Origin of the sequence: Cardinium endosymbiont of Sogatella furcifera (genome assembly GCF_003351905.1) — a bacterium.
Lineage (GTDB): Bacteria > Bacteroidota > Bacteroidia > Cytophagales > Amoebophilaceae > Cardinium.
Window position 1 is genome coordinate 983331 of record NZ_CP022339.1, and the last position, 15921, is coordinate 999251.

The following is a 15921-nucleotide window of genomic DNA, read 5'->3' on the forward strand; positions in this document are numbered from 1 at the left end:
AGGTAAATAGAACCTACCTATTGGTATGAATAGGTGGATGGTTATAAGCGGAGGTCTGGATATACTATATTAGATATCCCTGTTATATGAATATTTGAATATTAATTAAACGTTAAAATTGTACTGTAATGAATTATAAATTTTTAGCTACATGGGCACTTCTTATCTGTATGGGTACTAATGTAAAAGCGGATGGTTCACCTAAGGTTATTGAGCAGCCTCAAGTAGTATCATCTAGTTTAAAGCTTGGGTATGTAGATATGTCTTCTATTTTAGACAATCTGACAGAGGCTCAAAAGAATGAATGTGAAATTAAAAGTTTTCAGAAACAGCTGGATAAGCAGATTCAGGAAAAATACGCAGAATTTCAAAAAGCAGTTGCGACTTTTCAGGAGCAGGTAAATACCCTTACAGAAGCTCAAAAAAAGCAAAAATATACGGAAGTGTACAATTTAGAGGCAGCTGTTCACGAGCTTCAGGATCAAAGGCCTGCTAAAATGGCAGAAAAGTGTAAGGTTGTTATGCAACCCCTCTATGACAAAATACAAGCGGTCATTGAGGAAATTAAAACGGAACACGCTTATCATTTTGTATTCAGTAAACATACAGATGCTGGACCTGTAGTGCTTGCTGCTGGGAAGGAATATAATCTTACTCCGCTTGTATTGAAGAAACTTGAGAAAATGGCGCCTAAAGAGGCACAACCGCCTGTAGTAGGTTTGAAAGCGCAACCACCTGCTAAGGTGGCTAAACCATCTGTCAAGAAAAAATAAATCATCTGATGCTTGCTGGTGTATAGTATAAAAGGGCGTATCCATACTGGTTGCTATGTTTGTAGTGGCCAGTATTTCATTTTAGCATCAATTTTTGTAGATTCATTTTGAGGTTATCTCGTTTGGGCAAGCTTTCTGTTTGTGGCTTATTGTTATTGATGTTTCTTTACTGGGTAGTACGGCGCTGTGGTGCTAAAAAAAGTATCCAAAAGTTGCAAAAAGAATCTTTTATTGCTTGTGTAGGCAAACAATTTCTATATCCGTCAGATCTTGCATCAATGGATCTTTCCCACATTGACGCTGCAGATGCCGATTTTTTTATTAAAAAATATGTCGAGGAATGGGTGTGTAAACAGCTTCTTATTGCCCAAGCAAACGATCCATCTATCCAGCCTGCTCTGGAAGGCAGGTTAAATGACTATAAGCATGATTTATTGGCCTACCATTTTTTAGAAGCTCTGATTCAACCTGAGTTTAATCTCCATGTATCGTCAGAAGAAATAGCGGATTATTACCAAAAGCACAAGCAGCGTGATTTTATATTGCATCATGATATCGTAAAGGGTATTTTTTTAGCGATTCCCAAAAAAGCCACTTGTATCAATGCAATCAAGGCACTGATGTTGTCAGGTAAAGTTGCAGATCGAAAAAAATTACAACTCTATTGCAAACCTTATGCCCATACTACTATCTTAGAAACCGATACATGGTTTGCTTGGGAAGCTGTTTTATCTAAAATTGGTTATCGTCCTAGTGGAGATGCACCTAGATTATTAAAAACTAATAAATTTATCCATGTAGCAGGCCGAAAGCATATCTATTTTTTAAAGATTAATCAGTATAAACTAGCACAAGAAATTGCGCCATTAGAAGCAGTGATAGATCGGATTAAGGCGGTTATCCTACATAAAAGGAAAGCAGATCTGATAAATAAAATTAAATGTAAACTTTTAGAAGATGCTAAAAAAAATCATACCTGTCTTATCCAAATGCAGTAAAAGCCTTATGGCTGTTTTTTGCTTACTCGTTTGCATTTGGTCACCTGCAACTAAGGCGGCTGATACATTATTATTAGATAAAGTCATTGCTACTGTGAATCAAGAACTGATTTTGCATTCTGATTTAGAAGCAGCATGCAAACAATTGGAGTCGCAAGGGAAGGTAGTGGATGCATCTGTCAAGCTGGGTCTATTGCGAGAGCTGGTTTTAAACAAGATTTTCTTATCAAAGGCTGCGTTATATGATGTTAAAGCGCCTAAAGCCCATATTCAAACGAAATGTGATGTTGAACTAGCCAGTTTGATACAGGAAGCAGGGTCTGAAGCAAAGCTTGTCCAGGCTTCCCATCAATCTATAAAGGCTATTAAGAAAGGTCTAAAGGAGCGATGCAAGGCAGAATGGTTGGCTTCATGGGTTTATCAGCACCTTACCCAACAGGTTGTGGTTACCCCAGCAGAAGTAGAGGCTTATTTTAATGCGTTGCCTTCCCATAGTCGTCCTTACTACCCTTCCTCTGTTGAGGTACGTCAATTGGTTGTCTATCCCAAGGTAGATGCAGCAAGACGAGAAGCAGTGAAAAATAAACTTTTGGATTTTAAGCAGTTGATCTTAACGGGTAAGGCTACCTTTTCTGACTTGGCTAAGGCGCATTCCGATGATCCCTATTCTGCTGCTAAAGGAGGTGAGATTGGCTGGGTCCCTTTGGGTGTATTGGCACCAGCTTATGAAGTAGCTGCCCTTTCGCTCAAGTGTGGGGAGATAAGTGATCCTATTGCTTCTGAATTTGGGCTCCATCTTATAGAACTTATAGCACGTAAAAAAGACCAATACAATACCCGACATATCTTGCAGATGCTGAAGCCAACAGAAGAAGAAATTAAGTTAGCTGAAGTTGAATTGCATAAAATTAGATCGAAAATAATTGCGGGCACTTTAACCTTTGAAGCAGCGGTAGCCCAATATTCAGAAGATAAGGAAACAGTGGCACAAGGAGGTCTGATTACTACCACTCATCAAGGGAGTGGCCTGTTGCCGGGTCTATTAACCCCTGTAGAATCCTTGTATCACGCAGTCTATTTTGTGATTGATGGGCTTGAAGTAGGTGGAGTAAGCAAGCCCCAGTATATCAAAAACCCCGATAAATATGCTTGGCGGTTGCTTTATCTCAAGCAAAGGGTAGCGCCTCATCCAATGAATCTTCAGCAGGATTATGAAAAGATTCACCACGATCTACTGCAACAGAAAAAAAAAGAGTCAGTTTATAAATGGTTGCAAACTGCTAAGTCGGAATTTGTGATTAGCTTTGCACCAGAATATCAGGAGGTGGAGCAGTTACTTGGATAGCTGATTAAAAGTGTGCTTTAGTATCTTAATTAGATGGATTATTAAGTTATTGTTAGCATGTTTTGGATTAAGCAATGGGTTAAGTTAACGCTATTAACGGGTGGGTTATTGATTGAGGGATATGTATCAGATAAAATAAAATGAATATCAATATGAAAAAATTATTTATAAATTATTTATAAATAATTTATGTTACTCTGCTGTACTCGGGTTAGTTGGATGTAATCATATCAGCAACAGAATGGGCATGGTGCAGGAAGAGTTTTCTAAAGACCATATTCTTACTAATGCAGCCAGTTCTTGTCCTGTCCAACATCCGACGAACGAAGGAGAACTAGAAGGCAAGATTCTAGGAAAAGACATAGAGCAGGACTTTATTTCATTTAAAAAAAAATGTGTTAAACTCATTGTTTAAAGAAGAAGAAGTAAAATCTGAGCTCGAACCATGCAATCTAGCGTTAGAAACGCTTATGAAAAAGGGAAAGAAGGTTATGGAACTATTCCAAAAAGTGCCGGTGAATCAATCAAAAATAGAAGAATGGCCCGCTCTGCTAAACCTAGGCATGCCTGAGTTATATTATTCTTCTCGAATTGTATCCAACAACATAAGCGAAAGGGAAGCGTATATTTTAGAAGAAGTAAATGGTAAGTATAAAAACGGAGAAGATCTGAAAACGTTTATAAAAACATGTAAAGATAGCGTAAACAATCGAGTAAGATCCTTAAAAGAAATAGATCTACCAATCGAAGCGTGTGCCACTTTGAAGAACTTAACGCAAGCTTTAGGTTTAGTGGTAGAAGAAATAATCAAAATGGTAGACCAAGGAGGAGAAGAAGCATTAGCATTAGAACGAGTATCTCTGCCAAAAGGCGTAAAAGCACTACTAGAGCAGATACCAGGGTGGACACTGTTACTAGATAAGGTAAAAGCTGTATTAATAGTAATAGCAGAAGCCGTAATAAAACAAATCATGAAAGTGGTTGGGACTATACGTTATGGAAAATCATACATAAGCTATCAAGAAAAATTTGGGGAACCTTATAAAGAAAAGGTTGCAGAGATAGCATTATACACAAACTATCTATTTACTTCCGTAACAAAGATAACCTTATCGGTAGAAAAAATATGCCCGGAATTAGCAGGCGAAATATAGACAAGTAGGGCAGCATTAGACACAATCATAAACAACCAGAAAGGTAAACTTCTCGAGAAGAAGTATCAGCAAGATAAAAATACTATTTTAAAAGCTATTAAGGAGAGATCGACGTGGCTAGGCCAGGTAGAGTGCGAATTGAAATCAATAAAAAATACCAAGTAATTGTAAGTTTAAGATAGCTATATTAGGTTGGCTGATGATCTATGGCCCATCCTGCAAGGAATGTATCTATTTCAGCCATCTGGCAACGCTACATTCCAGCAGGAGCAAAACTGCGCCCTTGTAACACCCGTTGTATTAGACAAGGCTTGAGTTTTTACCCACTTTTTTATCAAGAAAAAAATGGAATACAATCGATTATTAACCAGTAACGTGAAGAGATACTACTAACTAGTGACGCGAACAGATACGAATTCTTTAGCTATTTCCTTATAAAGCCAAGAGCAGCTATTTACTTTATTCAGTGTTGATTTTCCACTTTTTTCATCCTTGAGCGTAGAACCTGCACCATAGCATTAAAGGAAGCTATTTAACTGTATTCAGTAGCAATTTCCGAATTTCTCCACTTTTGAACTCATAATTTGCACCATAGTCTAGAAGCAAGAAAACAGCATCTAGACAGCAATCAATTCCATTTACGTAGCATTTATTAGTATTATATACGTCCAACAAAGTGTACAGGTATCCACTAAACATTAACTTTGCAAGTGGTAGCGCCCCATTCTTATCATGGCGGTACGGATCTACTAAGTTATTTTTTAATAAATAGTCTAGTATATGAAGCAAATCAGTACTGCTATAGTACCGTGCCTTTTTATTTTTATACTCCCTCCATTTAGGCTTAAAGTCATAACCTTTAGGACCATATCCAGAAGCTATCTTATCTATTACCTCGTAAAATAGGTCATTACTGTTTGCACCATTCTCTAGTAATCGTTTTACCATCTCGCTATAATAATTTTCTAAAGCCGTACCGCATTTATTGCGCCTAGGGAATATCTGTTTTATTTTTTGTTTGATGTTTTGTTCGATTTCTTTTTTGATTTCTTGTTCGAATTTTTGTTTGACTTTTTGGTCAAAGATACAAAACGCTAGCAATTGCATAGTTTTTTTGCGGTCCTTCTTTTTTAAGTCAGAGCTAGATATAGAACTTATATCACTGCTTTTAGATAGAGAACATGTGTGAGCGCCATATCCCTTGTTGAGGTTATTACAACCTATTGTTATCAATAGTATAAGACTACTACACAACATGGTTATTATCTGTTTAATAGGGCATCTTCTCTTGCCTTGTTGCGTTGTTATTGTGTAATTGAATTTTATCATAATCGTAATCATTATTAAGTTATAATGGCTGCGCTCTATTGCTATTATGCTAATAAGTGTAGAGCATAGCAACGAAAAACTACTCCCATTTAGGAGAAATTTAAACCATAATTTTAAAGTATTATGAATTTTATGTAGTAGCTTATTTTTTATAAAAAAGCAATAGCTAATGATTGCTATAAGCCGTTTAGATTAAATAATGTTTTAGTTAAAGCAACCTATCTGCTCAGTCAATGGCGTCAACTTAAGGGACATCTATATCTAACACATAGACAGAAATAGCTAATGCGTATAGGTCGTTGCCCATGTCCGCCAAGTTTTTTTATCGGCGGACATGAACGCTTTAAATGGACGCAATGGAAGCAAACACCCATTAAAATGATAGGTATCTGTTGTTCCAGTCTCTGGTTTTTTTCGTTAAAAAAACGCCCCTGTAAAAAGTCGCGGTTTAGAAAGTGGCATTTTACAGATGATTAAGAAAAACAGTTTCCTTTGAAGCCCCCAAAGGGGGCGCTTTCTGTTTTTCCATCTGTAGGATGCCACTTTCAGCGGCTTTTGCCGAGGGCTTGATTTTTTCTTACTTTTTTATCAAGAAAAAAGTAAAAATAAACATGCCTTAAGTTGACGCCATACCAGATACCTTATAGATCCTTTATTTAGGTTATATAATTATTATTTAGAATAGTAATTACTACTACTATTTAGATTGGCCAAAATGGTTGTATTCTTCTTCAGGGGTCATGTTATGCTTGTTGCACTTTATGGTCAAGTTTGCACCGGCTGCTACGAGTAAATTATATATGTCTTTATGGCCTTTACGTGCTGCCTGATGTGCTGGGGTATGCCCGTGTGCATTTGTTATATTCAGTAGATCCCTACTGTCTGGGTGCGTTTGTATCCATTCAATGATCCATTTCATCATCTTTGTATAGTCTAGACATGCTATTATATGTATTAGGGTATTTCCATATCCATTAACTTCTCCCAAAACGCCTGAATCTTCTGCTACTAGTTTCTGAACCTCATCCAGATCATTATTGAATACGGCTAAATGTATGGCACGATTTCCGTGCTGCGCATCACTAGGTGATGCAATAGCCATAGACGTATCTACCGGCTGCTCATCAACTGGCTTTACTACATCATTAGTAGATGCATGCATCTCCATTGGTTCATCTGGTTCATTTTCATTATTGATACCACATCTACTACTATTGCAAGCAGTGACAAAAGGTGATCCTATGATTGCAGCTATTACATAGCGTGATGCAATATGGCTTATATGTCTTGGTAACTTATATGTATTATTCATGATATGATTCATTTTAGATGTATGTTGGTATTATAGAGAGGAAATGTATCCAATGAAACCTATTCGTTAGATTGATCTATTCTACTTTCCTCCTTTATTTACTATTCACTAGTTTCTAATGCGCTAGATGCTGGATCTACTGGCCTAGTCAAGCGTACTTGAATACTAATTTTGGTTCAAGTCAATAGTAACTATAGCGTGAATTTTATATTAGACATTTTTTTTTTATTTATGCAATACTATAATGGGGTATTTTGCTCAGGCAACTTTTTAACTTGTTTTTGCATGCCTTTGCGCAAAGGTTGCTATTGTTTGATACATCAATTTGATACATCAATAAGTTTTATCAGAATGATGGTTTTATAATCCAGAGGAAATCCACTCATCTTAATTTATTTCGGATAAATTTTAATAAATTGCTATGTTTAATATGCGCCATTTGTTACCAGTCCGTAACGCAGGGTGGGCTAGATTTTGATCTATCCACCTCTGTTTTAGACGCAGTATGATCACCATATATCCTTTTAGACATGTCAGAAATTATTGCTAGTCTTGACATAGGTACCCGTAAAATTTGTGTGGTTATAGGTGCACAAAGCCAGTATGATGCCAATAAACTTGAGGTTTTAGGTATGGGCAGTGCAGCTTCAGATGGGGTGGTACGTGGTATGGTTGTGAATATTGATAAAGCAGCTATGGCGGTCAAGCAAGCCCTACAAGCTGCTGAAGAGGATTCTGGTATCAATATCAATATTGTAAACGTGAATGTTTCTGGCAAGCATGTAACAGGCGCCTGCCACCATGGTAGCATTACGAGGGATGCGGTACAAGAAGAAATTACGGTGGAAGATATCAAAAAGCTTACGGGTGATATGTATCGCATTGTGCCCCCCCTAGGTACAGAAATTGTGCATGCCATGCCGCAGGCCTATACCATAGATTATGAAATTGTAACCCAGGATCCAGTAGGTATGTCAGGTGTGAAATTAGAGGCTAATTTTCATATCATTACGGCTAAAACCGATGCCATTCAAAACATACATAAATGTATTAAAAAAGCTGGTGTAGAAGCAGATATGGTTATGGCTTCTGCGTTAGCAGCTGGTTTAGCTATATTGAGTGATGAGGAGAAAGAGGCAGGGGTCTGTTTGATTGATTTTGGGGATAGTATGATTAATCTGGTGATCTTTTATGATTCCATTATTCGGTATACTGCTACCATTCCACTCGGCGGCCATATGGTAACTTCAGACATCCAACAAAGTTGTATGGTTATGGAGCGACAAGCAGAGTTATTAAAGGTAAAATTTGGCAGCGTTGTACCCGATGCTTTAGCTGCTCAAGCAGTAGTAACCATTCCAGGATTGCGTAATCGTGCACCAAAAGAGTTGGTGACTAGTCATTTGAATAAAATTATACAAGCACGTGTAGAAGAAATCGTCACATTTGTCTATGAAGAAATGATACGTTCTGGTTTTTATGACAAGCTAGTTGCTGGTATGGTCATAACAGGTGGAAGCGCTAATTTGCCCGGTATGCAATCCATACTTCAGGCAGTAACCGGTTTGGATACCCGTTTGGGTTTTCCAGATGAGTATTTAGAAGAGGGTAGTAGAAAACAATTGCGCGATCCTAGCTATGCCACTGCTGTTGGACTTGCTTTAGCTGGATTTAAAACATTGGATTACAGGGAAGCCTACTATAGAGCAGCGCAATCTCCTGACTTGAATTTTATGAAAAAAAATATTAAAAAATCAAAAAAAAGCAGTTTTTCTTTTGCACGCATGCTTACCAAAACGAAAGCTTTTTTAGTAGATGATTATGATGACAACTAGTAGGGCATTAGCCTGCTTCCGGAACTGGTTTAACTGTCTAGATAATAGGTGGTTTGTGCACCTCATTGTGTAAATTATGAAGGATATTACCTATAAGTTTGAGCTACCTGCTCACCACAAATCTATTATTAAAGTAATAGGGGTAGGTGGTGGGGGAAGTAATGCCGTAAATAATATGTATAAGCGTGGCATTAAAGATGTTTCCTTTATTGTTTGCAATACAGATGTGCAAGCGTTACAAAGTAGCCCTATACCCATTAAGCTTCAAATTGGCGCGGCACTTACCAGTGGGCTAGGCGCTGGTGCCAATCCAGAAGTAGGGCGCAATGCTGCATTAGAAAGCAAAGAAAGCATTCGAGAATTATTGGATGATGAGACAAAAATGCTTTTCGTTACCGCTGGTATGGGTGGTGGAACCGGAACAGGCGCGGCCCCTGTCATTGCTAGTGTTGCCCGTAAGCAGGGCATCTTAACGGTTGGTATTGTCACGCTTCCATTTTCATTTGAAGGTAAAAAAAAGCATGTGCAAGCCCAAGAAGGCATTAATGAATTGCGGAAACATTGTGATACCGTTCTTATCATTTTAAATGATAAAATACAAGCCATATTAGGGGGGCTTTCTATTAGTGAAGCGTTTTTAGAGGCAGATAATGTGTTAACCACTGCCGCCAAAAGCATTGCGGAGATTATTACGGTACCTGGTTATGTAAATGTAGATTTTGAGGATGTCAAGACAGTAATGAAAAATGCAGGAGCAGCGGTTATGGGCTCTGGTGAAGCGGAGGGTGAAGGCAGGGCATTACAGGCGGCTGAAACCGCGCTGGCCTCTCCTTTGTTAGACTATACAGATATCCGGGGTGCAAAAAAGATCCTCTTATCTATTGTTTCTGGTAAAGCAGCCGAGCTACAAATGGATGAGTTGACAATTATTACCAATTATATACAAGAGCAGACGGGCAATGATGCGGAAATGATTTTTGGTCATGGTTCTGATCCAGAAATGTCAGAAAGTATTAGGGTAACCGTTATTGCTACTGGATTTAATAGAGAAGAAGAGGTAGAAAATTACCATCTGTTTGAGGACCCAAAGCCGAATATGATGCACCTTGGTGCTGAAATGTCCCATCATCCACCATCTAGTAAGCAGGGCTTGGCTGCTGATGCGGCCAAATCAGTGATGGAGGTAACCTCACAATCACCTAAGAAAAGAATAAAGGAAGCTGGTGAAGAAGCTGCGGTACAGTTGCCCTTACCTTTTGGTGCGCCTCAGGAAGTAGCGTTGGAAACAAGTTGCCCATATGGACATGCGGTGCCTACGTATGCCAAACCTGGCACACCACCCAGAAGCTGGGAAGACCGTTATGTAAAAGAACAGTTAGAGATTCCGACTTATGTAAGAAAAAAAGTACTACTCGACCCTGTAGATGCGGAGACCCAAAAAAAGTGGACACGCTATCGATTAGATGATGCATTAGATAGCCCTGATTCATAACTGGAGCAGATATGCAGTCGGATGCGTTGTGAAAAAAGTAGACCAAACATGCTGAATGCATTTGTGTAATTTTTTTAAAATGCTTAAATTGCCTATCCCTTAATTACGTTGGTGATGTAGCTCAGTCGGTAGAGCATCGGACTGAAAATCCGTGGGTCGGAGGTTCGAGTCCTCTCATCACCACTTTATACCTGTACAGTAGACTGCTTGCCAAACGCGTTTATTACCCATACCAAAATGTTGCATCAACTTTTTTCTAAAATTTTTACTTCCAAGAAAGAGAAACAACACCGTTTTTATAATCAAAAAGTAGCTGAGATCAATCAAAATTGTCAGTTATTGTCAGCTCTTTCCCATGATCAATTACGGGAAGAAGTTAGGGTTATTCGCCAAGAGATCGCTACACATTTGCAACCTATTGCATCTGAAATGGAGCGACTCAGTAGATCAATGGATGAACAGCTGACCGATGCGTTGGCTACTGCGCATGCAAGCCTAGAGGGGTATAAGCGTTTGGAGGAGTTAAAAAAACAACATAAAGCGGCGTTGGCTACCATTTTAGATCAGGTATTGGTGCGGGTCTTTGCCATTGTAAAAGAAACTGCGCGCCGTTTTAAGGATCATAGCCAGTTAAGAGTTGTTGCCAATGACCATGATCAAGCCATTGCTACCCGTAAGCCTTATGTAACCATAGCCGGCAATCAAGCCATTTGGCAAAATAGATGGCCCGTAAGTGAACACATCGTTGTTTGGGCAATGGTTCATTATGATGTGCAATTGATAGGTGGGATGGTCTTGCATCAAGGGAAAATAGCTGAAATGGCTACTGGTGAGGGTAAAACGTTGATTACCACCCTAGCTGCCTTTTTAAATGCATTAAGCAATGAAGGTGTGCATGTGGTTACGGTAAACGACTACTTAGCTAAGAGAGATGCGGAATGGATGGCACCTATTTTTGAGTTTCATGGTTTTACGGTAGACTGCATAGATAACTACCCTGCCTACTCCATCGAGCGACAACGTGCCTATCAAGCAGATATTATATTTGGTACCAATAATGAGTTTGGGTTTGATTACCTCAGGGACAATATGGCAACAGATGCCAGTGATTTGGTACAGCGTGCCCACTATTTTGCTATTGTAGATGAAGTAGACTCTGTACTGATCGATGATGCTAGAACACCACTTATCATTTCAGGTCCTGTAGAAGAGAGTGATGAGCATATTTATAAAGAGTTGGCGCCTAAAATTGCACAGGTTTATGCGCTACAAAAGGAGCTAGTGATTAAGCTGTTGCAAGAAGCAAAGCAAAAAATCAAAGCAGGTAACGTAGAGGAAGGAGGGCTTGCCCTTTTTCGTGCGTATAGAGGGTTGCCTAAATACAAACCTTTGATTAAGTTTCTTAGCGAAAAAGGGATGCGTCAGATCCTAGATAATGTAGAATCTTATTACATACAGGAAAATGCGAAGATGATGCCTGAAGCAGACCAACCGCTTTTCTTTTCCATTGATGAAAGGCACAACAATGTTGAGATTACTGAAAAGGGGCTTACCTATTTAACGGAGCAAGAAAACGATCCCTCTTTCTTTGTATTACCAGATGTAGCCGCCCACATTGCAGCTATTGAGAACGATACGGCTTTGACGCATGAAGAAAGTCTTGCCAAGCGCGCTTATTTTCAGCAAACCTATAAGGTAAAAGCACAACGCATTCATGCCCTGCATCAGTTGTTAAAAGCATATGCCTTGTTTGAAAAAGATGTCGCCTATATTGTAGCCAAGGGTAAGGTAAAAATTGTAGATGAACAAACCGGGCGCGTATTAGACGGGCGTAGATATTCAGATGGTCTACACCAAGCCTTAGAAGCCAAAGAGGGCGTTAAGATTGAAAAACCCTCTCAAACCTATGCTTCCATTACCCTTCAGAGCTACTTTCATATGTATGATAAGTTAGCGGGTATGACCGGTACAGCGGAAACAGATGCAGAGGAATTTTGGGATATTTATGGCCTTGCAGTAGTACCTATTCCTACCCATAGGCCACTGTTACGGGAAGATAGAGAAGATAAGATTTACAAAACAGTACGGGAAAAATTTAATGCCATCATTGAAGAAATTGTCGCCTTATCGAGTCAAGGGAGACCAGTTTTAGTGGGTACTACTTCTGTAGAAATATCTGAATTGGTGAGTAAGATGCTTGCTTTTCGTAAAATTCCCCATCAGATTTTAAATGCAAAACACCATCAAAAAGAAGCAGAAATAGTAGCGCAAGCTGGTATTGCTGGTACCGTTACCATTGCTACCAATATGGCGGGTCGTGGTACCGATATTAAATTGACCCAACCCTCAAAAGAGTCCGGTGGGTTGGCTATTATTGGTACAGAGCGCCATGAGTCAAGGCGTGTAGACAGGCAGTTGCGTGGCCGTTCTGGGCGACAAGGCGATCCAGGTTCTTCGCAGTTTTTCCTTTCTTTAGAAGATAGTTTAATGCGGCTCTTTGGCTCTGATAGAATTGCTGCTATAATGGATAGAATTGGTTTAGAAGAGGGGGAAGTGATTCAACATAGTATGGTGAGTAGGTCTATCGAAAGGGCACAAAAAAAAGTAGAGCAGAACAACTTTGCGATGCGCAAACGTTTGTTAGAGTATGATCGTGAAATGGGTACCCATCGTGGTGCCGTTTATCAACGGCGAAACCATGCCTTATTGGGTAAAGGCGTAGAGGTGGATATTATGCATATGCTCTACGATACCGTTAACAATATCATAGAGCATGAAGATAGCAAACAAGAAGCCAGTTTTCTAAACCCGATTTTTTCCACTGTATTTGGCGAAACTTTTGCAGCATCATTTTTTGAAGGTAAAAAGAAAGAAGTGCTGGTAGAAGCTATCTATCAGCAGCTGATGCAGGTATATTACCAGCGCACTACAGCGTTGCAAAAGCGGTTATTTGACTATTTTACAGCATCTTCTGTAGGGAATGGAGCTCGTTTCGAAGCCCCCTTTTTTGATGGAAAAATATATATTAGTGCTACGGCTTACCCTACTACCTTTGTGGCATCTGGTGGCAGAGCGCTCATTAAAAATTTAGAATGCATGGTTGTCCTGCATGTCATTGATCAACATTGGAAAAGTCATTTACGGGTCATGGATGATTTAAAGCAATCGGTTCAAAATGCGATTTATGAAAGGCAAGATCCGATTATAACCTTTAAGTTTGAAGCTTACCACTTATTTAGAAAATTTATGGCTACCGTAAGCCAAGAAATTATTTCTTTTTTGTTTCATGCATCCCTTTATGTACAATTGCCAGTTGGTCCAGAAGCGCAACCAGGTAAAAAAGAGTAACAGGTATCATCGATCTCCTACTTATAACGCTGCGCATACGCTGCTGAATACACCTTAATACAGCTGATAAGCATTGCGTTATGCATCCATATATGAACAGATTACACAATAAAATGATGCACATTCTAATAGATGGCCAGCAAAGGTCATTTCCCAAGGGGAGTACGGGTTTAACTATTGCCCAACAAGTAGGGGTACCCATGGATATTTTAGCCGTTCAGGTCAATGAGGAAGTCTATGACCTTACCCGTTCTATTGAAATAGATGCCACCATTCGTTTCCTTAGATGGGAAGACGATGCAGGCAAGCAACTTTTTTGGCACTCTTCTGCCCACCTTTTGGCGGCAGCTTTGGAATGCCTTTATCCTGGTGTTAAATTTGGTATAGGTCCTCCCATCGCGCAAGGTTTCTATTATGATGTAGATTTAGGTGCCCATGGTCCTGATACCTTAGACCTAGAAGCCATAGAAAAAACAATTATTACGCTGGCGCAGCGAAAAGATCCATTTATCCGTCGATCGGTTTCCAAACAAGAAGCGGTTGACTTTTTTACTAAAAAAAAAGATCCGTATAAGTTAGAATTACTAGAAGGGCTAGCGGATGGGACTATTACCTTTTATCAACAAGGCGACTTTGTCGATCTATGTAAAGGCGCCCATCTGCCCCATACTGGATGGGTGAAGGCTGTTAAAATTTTAAATGTTTCAGGTGCCTACTGGCGGGGTAATGAGAAAAACAAACAACTTACCCGTATCTATGGCATCACCTTTCCAACTAAAAAAGAATTGGCTGATTTTCTACATGTTAGAGAAGAAGCCCAAAAAAGAAGTCATGTCAAAATAGGGCAAGCACTTGGCTTGTTCACTTTTTCTGAGCGGGTAGGGCTGGGCCTACCGCTCTGGTTGCCTAAGGGTGCGCTATTGTGTGATGCCTTGGTGCAATTCCTTAAAAAAGAGCAAATCAAGCGTGGCTATCAGCCGGTGATTACCCCTCATATTGGCCATAAGGCATTATATATCACCTCTGGCCATTATGAAAAGTATCAATCGGATTGTTTTCAACCCATTCGTACGGCAGAAGAGGAATATCTCTTAAAGCCCATGAATTGTCCCCATCATTGTGAGATTTACAACAGTGCACCCCGTTCTTATAAAGAATTGCCCATCCGTTTGGCAGAATTTGGAACCGTCTATCGATACGAGTTACATGGTGCTTTACATGGTTTAACTCGAACCCGTTGTTTTACGCAGGATGATGCCCACATTTTTTGCCGTTCCGACCAAGTGGCAGAAGAATTTGCTAAAGTAATTGATTTGGTCCTTTATATATTTGGTCTGTTGGGTTTTGAAACCTATACCGCACAACTCTCTTTTAGAGACCCTAATAGAGATAAATATATCGGTCAGGCGGCAGACTGGGATTTGGCCGAAGCAGCGATTCAAACGATAACCCAAGAAAAAGGTTTGCAAACCACTGTTGTGCTTGGGGAGGCTGCTTTTTATGGTCCAAAAGTTGATTTTATGGTAAAGGATGTGTTGGGGCGTAGTTGGCAATTGGGTACCGTTCAGTTGGATTACCAATTGCCTATGCGTTTTGATTTGACCTATATTGGGGCTGATGGCCAAAGGCATCGACCCGTTATGATCCATCGTGCACCATTCGGTTCCCTGGAGCGATTTATAGCTATCCTTATTGAGCATACAGGTGGTAAATTCCCGCTCTGGCTCGCGCCGGAACAGGTAGCTCTTTTATCGCTTTCTGAGAAATATAATGGTTATGCTACCACTGTAACACAAAAGCTATTGGCAGAGGGTATTCGAGCCACATTAGATAGCCGAAATGAAACCATTGGAAAAAAAATTCGTGAAACCACCTTGCGCAAGGTTCCTTATATTGTAGTAGTAGGGGAAAAAGAAATGGCCAGTACAACCGTTGCCGTACGCCAACAAGATGGACAAATCAGTATGGCTTTACATGACTTTATCCAGCAAGTTTGTGCGGAGGTGGCTATGCCTTACTAACCCATACTAACCCATGTCGTGCATAGACACTGTAATTTAGGCCATGCCTATAATTGGATGATGTCTATATAACTTAAATAAGTTATGAGGATCGTTTTGAAATGGTTGAGGATAGAAGCGGGTACAATCGAGCAAGCGCGCAACGAAGGCATCCAAATAGGAGAAGCGCAAAGAAACATAGCAATCGCTAAGGCAATGCTACAAGAAGACGAGACTGCAGATAAGATTATGCGTTTTACAGGTTTATCCATCCAACAAATAAAGCAACTCCTATAGGCTAACTAAATGCGATCGAAAGTAGCTATTTTTTAGTT

At 39.6% G+C, this 15921-nt stretch carries 13 protein-coding genes and 1 tRNA gene; 12 read left to right on the forward strand and 2 right to left on the reverse strand.

The genetic code is table 11. From position 1 onward, the window contains the following. Nucleotides 1-128: 128 nt before the first annotated feature. From CE557_RS04390 to CE557_RS05080, 6 genes are all read left to right on the forward strand, one after another. Nucleotides 129-773, forward strand: a complete 645-nt coding sequence (locus CE557_RS04390; protein ID WP_114910364.1) for an OmpH/Skp family outer membrane protein — start codon at nucleotides 129-131, stop codon at nucleotides 771-773. A gap of 212 nt (nucleotides 774-985) precedes the next feature. Beyond that, nucleotides 986-1771: a hypothetical protein gene (locus CE557_RS04395; protein ID WP_162790010.1), complete on the forward strand. Its 786-nt coding sequence runs from the start codon at nucleotides 986-988 to the stop codon at nucleotides 1769-1771. Continuing rightward, nucleotides 1731-3116, forward strand: a complete 1386-nt coding sequence (locus CE557_RS04400) for a peptidylprolyl isomerase (RefSeq protein WP_114910366.1) — start codon at nucleotides 1731-1733, stop codon at nucleotides 3114-3116. Before CE557_RS04395 ends, CE557_RS04400 begins: the two co-directional genes overlap by 41 nt. A 247-nt stretch (nucleotides 3117-3363) precedes the next feature. Then, nucleotides 3364-3531 carry a hypothetical protein gene (locus CE557_RS05075; RefSeq protein WP_162790011.1) on the forward strand — a complete coding sequence of 56 codons (168 nt, stop codon included), beginning with the start codon at nucleotides 3364-3366 and terminating at the stop codon, nucleotides 3529-3531. Then, nucleotides 3512-4270, forward strand: a complete 759-nt coding sequence (locus tag CE557_RS04405; protein ID WP_162790012.1) for a hypothetical protein — start codon at nucleotides 3512-3514, stop codon at nucleotides 4268-4270. Before CE557_RS05075 ends, CE557_RS04405 begins: the two co-directional genes overlap by 20 nt. A gap of 206 nt (nucleotides 4271-4476) precedes the next feature. Beyond that, nucleotides 4477-4644, forward strand: a complete 168-nt coding sequence (locus tag CE557_RS05080; RefSeq protein ID WP_162790013.1) for a hypothetical protein — start codon at nucleotides 4477-4479, stop codon at nucleotides 4642-4644. 154 nt (nucleotides 4645-4798) lie between these two features. On the opposite strand, the gene CE557_RS04410 is transcribed toward CE557_RS05080, so the two are convergent. Next, a complete protein-coding gene (locus CE557_RS04410; RefSeq protein WP_162790014.1) occupies nucleotides 4799-5377 on the reverse strand; it encodes a hypothetical protein in 579 nt (192 codons plus the stop codon). A gap of 919 nt (nucleotides 5378-6296) precedes the next feature. Further along, a complete protein-coding gene (locus CE557_RS04415) occupies nucleotides 6297-6911 on the reverse strand; it encodes an ankyrin repeat domain-containing protein (RefSeq protein WP_162790015.1) in 615 nt (204 codons plus the stop codon). A 530-nt stretch (nucleotides 6912-7441) separates the two neighbouring features. Between CE557_RS04415 and ftsA the strand changes: the two genes are divergently transcribed. From ftsA to CE557_RS04445, 6 genes are all read left to right on the forward strand, one after another. Next, nucleotides 7442-8746 carry a cell division protein FtsA gene (gene ftsA / locus CE557_RS04420; RefSeq protein WP_114910370.1) on the forward strand — a complete coding sequence of 435 codons (1305 nt, stop codon included), beginning with the start codon at nucleotides 7442-7444 and terminating at the stop codon, nucleotides 8744-8746. Nucleotides 8747-8822: 76 nt separating this feature from the next. Next, entirely contained in the window at nucleotides 8823-10238 is a 1416-nt protein-coding gene (ftsZ, locus tag CE557_RS04425; protein ID WP_114910371.1) for a cell division protein FtsZ, read from the forward strand. Between the two features lie 110 nt (nucleotides 10239-10348). Then, nucleotides 10349-10421, forward strand: a tRNA-Phe gene (locus CE557_RS04430). Nucleotides 10422-10475: 54 nt separating this feature from the next. Then, nucleotides 10476-13586 (forward strand): preprotein translocase subunit SecA, encoded by a 3111-nt coding sequence (gene secA, locus CE557_RS04435; protein WP_114910372.1) that lies wholly within the window; start codon nucleotides 10476-10478, stop codon nucleotides 13584-13586. A gap of 92 nt (nucleotides 13587-13678) precedes the next feature. Continuing rightward, complete coding sequence (gene thrS / locus CE557_RS04440; RefSeq protein WP_420888368.1) at nucleotides 13679-15607, forward strand: threonine--tRNA ligase; 1929 nt, start codon at nucleotides 13679-13681, stop codon at nucleotides 15605-15607. Nucleotides 15608-15691: 84 nt separating this feature from the next. Further along, on the forward strand, nucleotides 15692-15883 hold the full coding sequence (locus tag CE557_RS04445; protein ID WP_114910374.1) for a hypothetical protein: 192 nt from the start codon (nucleotides 15692-15694) through the stop codon (nucleotides 15881-15883). Nucleotides 15884-15921 lie beyond the last annotated feature (38 nt).

Bases quoted from the DNA above. Each gene is read 5' to 3' on its own strand.
- CE557_RS04445 (WP_114910374.1), top strand. From the start codon at position 15,692: ATGAGGATCGTTTTGAAATGGTTGAGGATAGAAGCGGGTACAATCGAG.
- CE557_RS04415 (WP_162790015.1), bottom strand. From the start codon at position 6,911: ATGAATAATACATATAAGTTACCAAGACATATAAGCCATATTGCATCA.
- ftsA (WP_114910370.1), top strand. From the start codon at position 7,442: ATGTCAGAAATTATTGCTAGTCTTGACATAGGTACCCGTAAAATTTGT.
- CE557_RS04390 (WP_114910364.1), top strand. From the start codon at position 129: ATGAATTATAAATTTTTAGCTACATGGGCACTTCTTATCTGTATGGGT.
- CE557_RS05075 (WP_162790011.1), top strand. From the start codon at position 3,364: ATGGTGCAGGAAGAGTTTTCTAAAGACCATATTCTTACTAATGCAGCC.
- CE557_RS05080 (WP_162790013.1), top strand. From the start codon at position 4,477: ATGGCCCATCCTGCAAGGAATGTATCTATTTCAGCCATCTGGCAACGC.
- ftsZ (WP_114910371.1), top strand. From the start codon at position 8,823: ATGAAGGATATTACCTATAAGTTTGAGCTACCTGCTCACCACAAATCT.
- CE557_RS04400 (WP_114910366.1), top strand. From the start codon at position 1,731: ATGCTAAAAAAAATCATACCTGTCTTATCCAAATGCAGTAAAAGCCTT.
- CE557_RS04410 (WP_162790014.1), bottom strand. From the start codon at position 5,377: ATGCAATTGCTAGCGTTTTGTATCTTTGACCAAAAAGTCAAACAAAAA.
- thrS (WP_420888368.1), top strand. From the start codon at position 13,679: ATGAACAGATTACACAATAAAATGATGCACATTCTAATAGATGGCCAG.
- secA (WP_114910372.1), top strand. From the start codon at position 10,476: ATGTTGCATCAACTTTTTTCTAAAATTTTTACTTCCAAGAAAGAGAAA.